Raw genomic sequence first — 6,300 nt, 5'->3', positions numbered from 1 at the left:
CACGAAGACCCGGGGTTTAGCTCCATTTCTCCTCGGGGCCGATCTCGATATAGTTCAGTTTATGAAGGAGAGAAACAGCATGGAAGTACGTGGTCCTAGCGAGCACCACGGCGCCATCGAGGCGGCCGACGGCGCCAGCGTCTCGGTGGAACCGGCAACGGCGACCGCGTTCATCGGCTTGAACAGTCCCGCCCGAATTGTCGCCGTAGACCTTGCACGATTCTTGGCGATCGTGGGCATGATCGCCACGCACCTCTTGTTTCTTCCGCCGATGAATGGGCTGGTGGAGCCGATCTACGGATTTCCGTCGACCCTGTTCGCCCTGATCGGCGGCGTGAGTGCAGTGTTGTCTACCCGACGATTCGCCACCGACGGGCAACACCTGGCGGCCGCGCTCTCGCTGGTCGGCCGGGGTGTGATCGTTGCCCTGATCGGAGTTGTGCTGAGCCTTCCACCGGGCTTGGTGGTGGTGGTGCTGGTGTACTTCGGTGTCGCCTTGATCTGTGCCTCGCCGTTTCTTAGGGTTCCGGCCCGGGCATTGATCATCGTCGCGGGGGCGCTCGCTCTCACTGGACCCTTCCTGAACCTCGCCGTGCGGGCAGCAGCCGATCTCGACACGATAGGAGAGTTGTCGCTTGCGGGTCCGTTCGAATTCCTGTACTCGGTGTTCTTCACAGGCACGTACCCGGTGGTGACGTGGCTGGTCTACGTTCTGGTGGGGATGGCGGTCGGCAAGCTTGTGCTTGCAGCAACCGCCGAGGGGCGCGCTTCCAGGTTTGCCATTCGGATGACCATCGCGGGCGCCGTGATGGCGGCAATCGCGACGCTCATCGACGCCCTGTCCCGCGGTTTTGTCATCGGTCAACTAGTGGATGCCAGTGCGCTCAGCCCTGACCTAGTAAGGACGCTGCTCGTCGAAGGCTTCGGTGGGCCGGTGGGCTCCGGGTGGGTAGCCGTTGTCAACGCCACACCTCATACCGGCTCGGTGGGTGACATCGTTCGCACCCTCGGTGTCTCCCTCGTCATCCTGGGAGTGTTGTTGCTCACGACGCAACGGCTTTCCCATCCGCTACCCCTCATGCTGCGCCCGATCGCCACGGCGGGCGCCGCGCCCCTCACTATTTACTCCGTCCACGTCCTCGCCACGATAATGACCACGATTGTCAGCATGACATTCTTCGACCTTTCTGAACCGGAATGGTGGTTTAACGGCCTCGGTATTCTCGGCATCCACATCGCCGGAGTCCTCGCGATCGGGGCCATTCTGGCAGCGATCAGGCGTCGGGGTCCCCTTGAAACATTCACAACATGGGTAGCTCGCCACTGTGCCCGGCTTGGCGTGCGGTGGGGATCGCCGCGCCGCTGAGCGCCTGCTGCCGCTGAGAGCCTGCCGTGGCTGACGCCCATGTTGGCGAGACGATGCCACCTCGACGGCATTACGTCGATGACGTAGGGTCATCGAATGGTTGACTCACCGCAACTCACGACTACCGATGCTGCGAACATCCTTCGCACCTGGGCGCTGGATGAGCGGCTGAAGAGTGCCGTGATGGGCTCCCCTGCCCTGGCATCCGTAGCGGCCCGTATCGCTCGCCGGTACATGGCCGGCGACACCATCGGGGAGGCGCTGGATGCCGCTCACGCAAGCGTCGCTCGGGGCCACAACGTCAGCTTGGAATACACGGGCGAAAGTGTCCGTGATGCAGCCAGGGCCGAGGCCGAGACCGAAGTGTTCCTCCGACTGATCGAGGCGATCGGCAGTGTTGTGCTGCCCAATACCGGGCTGCCCAATACCGGGCTGCCCAATTTCGAATTGTCCAGCACGGTCTCATTCGACCTGACCCACGTTGGCTCGCTGGTTGATCCCGCGCTCGGCCTGGCAAACGCCCGCCGGATGGCTGCTGCGACGGCACCGCTCCCTACGGCACCGCTCCCCACTGCGCTGATGATCTCTGCGGAAGGCTCGAGCCGCACAGACCTCATCCTCGACACCTATGACCAGCTCTCTGCCGACTATCCCCATGTCGGGATCACACTGCAGGCGAGACTGCACCGCACGCCCAGGGATCTTGATCGCGTTCTTGAGCGCCCCGGGATGATTCGCCTGGTGAAAGGAGCGTTCCTTGAGTCGGAGAGTGACGCGTACGCTCGCGACAGCACGGAACTGCATGAGGCGTACCTCGGTCTGGCGAAGCGGCTCATTGAATCGGGGCATCCGGTCTCGATCGCTACTCACGATCTGACGCTGATCGAGAAGATCCGTGATCGCCATGGGGCACAGCTGGTAGGTGGGGAGGTGGAATTCGAGATGCTGCTCGGGCTCGGAACTGCCGCACTCGATAAGCTCCATCGCGCAGGGTTGCGCACACGGGAGTACGTGGCTTTCGGAGGCGAATGGTGGCTGTACGTGCTCAACCGAATTGCCGAGGAGCCCGAGCGGGTGTTCGACGCCATCGTCGACGCAGGAGGCCGTTAGCGCACGGGGAATCCCGCGTCAGTTCACCTACGGTTCATCCGTATGTCATCTTCGCTTCGCGCGGCTTCCGAGCGGTACTGGGATGGTTGGTCTATCCCTCGTTTAGGGGTAGCTGAGACCCCATGCGGACGAACCAGAGGAGCCCCGAGATGACGCTCACACCCGAACGACCGACAGCAGCGCGACCACTGATTCCGCTGCTGCCCATGCAGGGGCATACCGCTGGCAAGCGCAGTGCCGTGACCTGCCAACTGAAGTGTGCCAGTGCCTGCTTCCACCCGGCTCCCAACACGAGTGAGAACGACTACTTCCGTGACATTGCCGGCGTCGCCCTGTCGCGCCGCGCAGTGCTCATCGCCGCGGGGATCGGCGCCGCCGCCATCGTGATCGGCGGCACCCTGGAGTCGGCAGCACCCGCCAGCGCGACAACCCCGGCCGGATCCAGGGGGCTTGCATTCACTCCGATATCCTCGATCCCGGCCGCGACCGACCAGTTCATCGTGCCGGAGGGGTTCACCTGGAGGCCCATCATTCGTTGGGGCGACCCCATCATGTCGCGAGGCGACCGTTTCGACCCGGCCGCACAATCTGCGGAAGCACAGTCGCGCCAGTTCGGCTACAACAACGACTATCTCGACATCCTCGAACAGAATGCATTCACGGGCCTTTTGGTTGCCAACCACGAGTACACCAATGAAGACATCATGTTCCCGCCCGCCGCCACCGAGGAGGAGGCCGATGAGCAGCGCCGCATCGCCATGATGGCCCACGGGATGTCTGTGGTGGAATTGCGCAGGATGTACCCGGGCCGTCCATGGACCTACCGAGCCGAACGCCGTCGCAATCGCCGCATCACGGCATCCACCCCCTTCTCGGTCTCGGGCCCCGCAGCCGGGTCTGCACTGCTTCAGACCACAGACGACCCGGAGGGCACCACCATCCTCGGAACGCTCGGCAACTGCGCCGGCGGCACGACCCCCTGGGGCACCGTGCTCTCGGGTGAGGAGAACTTCAACGGCTATTTCCGATCGGCGGGCACGACGGCGGCCGAGCAACGGTACGGTCTCGCCGACAAGGAAACGGGACGTCTGTGGGAGCGCGTCGACCCGCGTTTTGACGCCCGCACGCCCGGCTACGAGAACGAGCCCAACCGCTTCGGGTGGATCGTCGAGCTCGACCCGCAGTCTCCGGACGAGGCGCCCGTCAAACACACCGCGCTTGGCAGACTCAAGCACGAGGGCGCCAACGTCATCGTGGGCGCAACCGGTCACGTCGCAGCGTATATGGGCGACGATGAGCGGTTCGACTACCTCTACAAGTTCGTTTCCGCCGACACCTTCGACCCCGCAAAGTCTGGCGCTGCCCGTGCGGCCAATAAGACTCTGCTCACCCGCGGCAGCCTGTATGTGGCACAGTTCTCGGGCAACTCGCCGGCGCCAGAGATCACCGGTACCGGCCAACTGCCGGCCGACGGGATGTTCGATGGCACTGGAACCTGGATTCCGCTGGTCATCGATGGGGTCAGCCAGGTGGCCGGCTTCAGCACGGAGGAGGCTCTGGTGCACACCCGACTCGCGGCCGACGCCGTCGGCGCCACGAAGATGGACCGCTGCGAGGATGTACAGCCCAACCTTGCCACGGGCAAAATCTACGTCGCCTGCACGAACAACTCAGACCGTGGGAAGCCGGGTAAGGAAGCGGCCACCGAATCGAACCCCCGCAACCTCAATCGCGACGGCCACGTGATCGAGATCACCGAAGACGGTGGGGATGCCACGGCCACGACCTTCGGCTGGAGCATCCTGCTGGTCTGCGGTGACCCGGCGACCAACGGCTCGACCTACTTCGCGGGCTTCCCGCCCGAGCAGGTCTCGCCAATCTCCTGCCCAGACAACGTGGCCTTCGATGAGGAGGGAAACCTGTGGATCTCCACCGACGGAGCTCCCTCCACCATCGGCTACTGCGACGGCCTGTTCAAGGTTCCGCTCGAGGGGCCCGAGCGCGGGCACGTGCAACAGTTTCTGTCGGTACCTCGCGATGCGGAAACCTGTGGCCCGGTCATCCACTCGCGAAATGGCATGGTCTACGTCGCCGTGCAGCACCCCGGCGAGGATGGCACGTGGGATGCCCCGAACTCCCTGTTCCCGGATTACGTCACTCCCGGCACAAGGCCCGCGAAGGGAGCCGCCGCCCTGCCGCGGCCCTCGGTGGTGCAGGTCTGGAAGAAGTAGCTAGCACGGTCGAGCGCGGCCGTTCGGCGCGACCGCCGTTGTGCGCACAAGCGCGGTCGCGACGAATGACCGCGCTCGCGGTGCTTCGCCCTACTCAGCCTTTCAGCGCCTCGGCGAGCTTCATTCGCGTGCCCATCCTGAGCAGTCCATTGGCGTAGATTCGCGAGCCAATCGCGACGAAGCCGACGGTGGCAGCGGCGAGGATTCCCAGCGAGAGCAACGGCTCCCACCATTCGGCCGTGCCGAGGAACACGCGCATCGTCATGCCCACCGGCGCCGAGAACGGCACGTACGACATGATTCCGAGCACCAGCGGGTTGTCGAAGAACAGGATCACCAGAAAATAGGGAATCATCACGAGCATCATGATGGGGGATGTCACGGTGCCCATGTCCTCCTGACGTGACACCAGCGCCGCCGCCGCCGCGAACAGTGACGAAAGCAGCACGAAACCGAAGGCGAAGAAGACCACGAACCACACCAGCGACGGACCGATGTCGGCGAGCAGGATGTCCTGGCCGGTAACGAGCAGCCCAACCCCGGCGACGAGGGCGATCAGCAGGATCTGACCGAACGCGAGGATGCTGTTGCCGACGATCTTGCCGGCGAGCAGCACCCGCACCGGCACTGTCGACATCAGGATTTCGACGATGCGGGTCTGCTTCTCTTCCACCACGCTCTGCGCGATGGTAAGCCCGAAAGTGAGGGCAGACATGAAGAACACCAGCCCGAACCCGATGGCGACGAGGTAAAGGATGCCCGCGTCCTGGTCGGACGGCTCGAGTAACGTGACCTCGGGTGCCTGGCTGAGCGCCGCGATCACGTTGTTGGGGGCCGAGTCGAGGCCGATGACCTTGATGCCCGAAACTGCTGCATCTGAGCCTGACCCTCCGGAGCCCGGCACGACCGCTGCCTCGACTGTCTCCGACCTGACCAGGTCTTCGGCCTCGGCGACCGTGGCCGCTTCGACCACATCGAAGGCGCCGGTCTCCGTCACCACCGCGATTGCGCTGCCCACGGCGGCGATCTTCGGCTGGGTGGGATTGGCCCCCACGATCCCGCCAATTACGATTCCGAGAAGGATTGCCAGCATGGTGATCGCGGTGGAAATGAGGAAGGACCTGCTGCGAAGCTTCATCCTCACCTCCCGCTCGGCAACGAGCCAGGTTGCCTGCATTGCCCCGGGCGTCTGATAGGCGGTCACTGGATTACCTCCGTGAAAATCTGTGAGAGTGAGGGAACGACGGGAGAGAACCGTTTCACGGTGCCGGTGGCGAGTGCCTTCTCGAGCACTCGCTGTGAGGTCGCGTCAGTGTCGACATCGAACCGCGCGAATCCACCGTCGAAATCGACCACGGTGACGCCGGGCTCGCTGCGCAGCCAGCCCGCGTCACCCGCGAGCTGCAGGTCGAAGCGCGGCAAGGAGTGCTGGGCGCGGAGTCCCTCGCGAGATCCGGTCGCGCGGATGACGCCATCCGCAATCACGATAAGATCGTCGCAGAGTCGTTCGACGCATTAGAGCGGGGGCGAAGAAAAAACCACCGGGGCGCCCCGGGCCGCAAAAAACATTTGCACCCCCAGCACCCCCACCAC

5 protein-coding genes are annotated in these 6,300 nt (G+C 64.1%); 3 read left to right on the top strand and 2 right to left on the bottom strand.

Annotation, left to right across the window (positions count from 1 at the left end):
* Nucleotides 1-61 precede the first annotated feature (61 nt).
* From RMN95_RS01885 to RMN95_RS01875, 3 genes are all read left to right on the top strand, one after another.
* Complete coding sequence (locus RMN95_RS01885) at nt 62-1,366, top strand: heparan-alpha-glucosaminide N-acetyltransferase domain-containing protein (RefSeq protein WP_309615268.1); 1,305 nt, start codon at nt 62-64, stop codon at nt 1,364-1,366.
* A gap of 96 nt (nt 1,367-1,462) precedes the next feature.
* Nucleotides 1,463-2,476 carry a proline dehydrogenase family protein gene (locus tag RMN95_RS01880; protein ID WP_309615267.1) on the top strand — a complete coding sequence of 338 codons (1,014 nt, stop codon included), beginning with the start codon at nt 1,463-1,465 and terminating at the stop codon, nt 2,474-2,476.
* Nucleotides 2,477-2,625: 149 nt separating this feature from the next.
* Nucleotides 2,626-4,707 carry a PhoX family phosphatase gene (locus RMN95_RS01875; protein ID WP_309615266.1) on the top strand — a complete coding sequence of 694 codons (2,082 nt, stop codon included), beginning with the start codon at nt 2,626-2,628 and terminating at the stop codon, nt 4,705-4,707.
* Nucleotides 4,708-4,801: 94 nt separating this feature from the next.
* Here RMN95_RS01875 and RMN95_RS01870 read toward each other — a convergent pair whose 3' ends face one another.
* Entirely contained in the window at nt 4,802-5,884 is a 1,083-nt protein-coding gene (locus tag RMN95_RS01870; RefSeq protein WP_309615269.1) for an ABC transporter permease, read from the bottom strand.
* 23 nt (nt 5,885-5,907) lie between these two features.
* Nucleotides 5,908-6,192: a DUF4162 domain-containing protein gene (locus tag RMN95_RS01865; RefSeq protein WP_309615265.1), complete on the bottom strand. Its 285-nt coding sequence runs from the start codon at nt 6,190-6,192 to the stop codon at nt 5,908-5,910.
* Nucleotides 6,193-6,300: the final 108 nt, after the last annotated feature.

Source organism: Salinibacterium sp., assembly GCF_031364185.1.
GTDB lineage: Bacteria > Actinomycetota > Actinomycetes > Actinomycetales > Microbacteriaceae > Rhodoglobus.
The sequence above is the reverse complement of the archived record's forward strand: the minus strand, read 5'-3'. Positions and strand labels throughout refer to the sequence as shown.

Coding starts and splice junctions, on each gene's coding strand:
- RMN95_RS01870 (WP_309615269.1), bottom strand. CDS start 5,884: ATGCAGGCAACCTGGCTCGTTGCCGAGCGGGAGGTGAGGATGAAGCTT.
- RMN95_RS01885 (WP_309615268.1), top strand. CDS start 62: ATGAAGGAGAGAAACAGCATGGAAGTACGTGGTCCTAGCGAGCACCAC.
- RMN95_RS01880 (WP_309615267.1), top strand. CDS start 1,463: ATGGTTGACTCACCGCAACTCACGACTACCGATGCTGCGAACATCCTT.
- RMN95_RS01875 (WP_309615266.1), top strand. CDS start 2,626: ATGACGCTCACACCCGAACGACCGACAGCAGCGCGACCACTGATTCCG.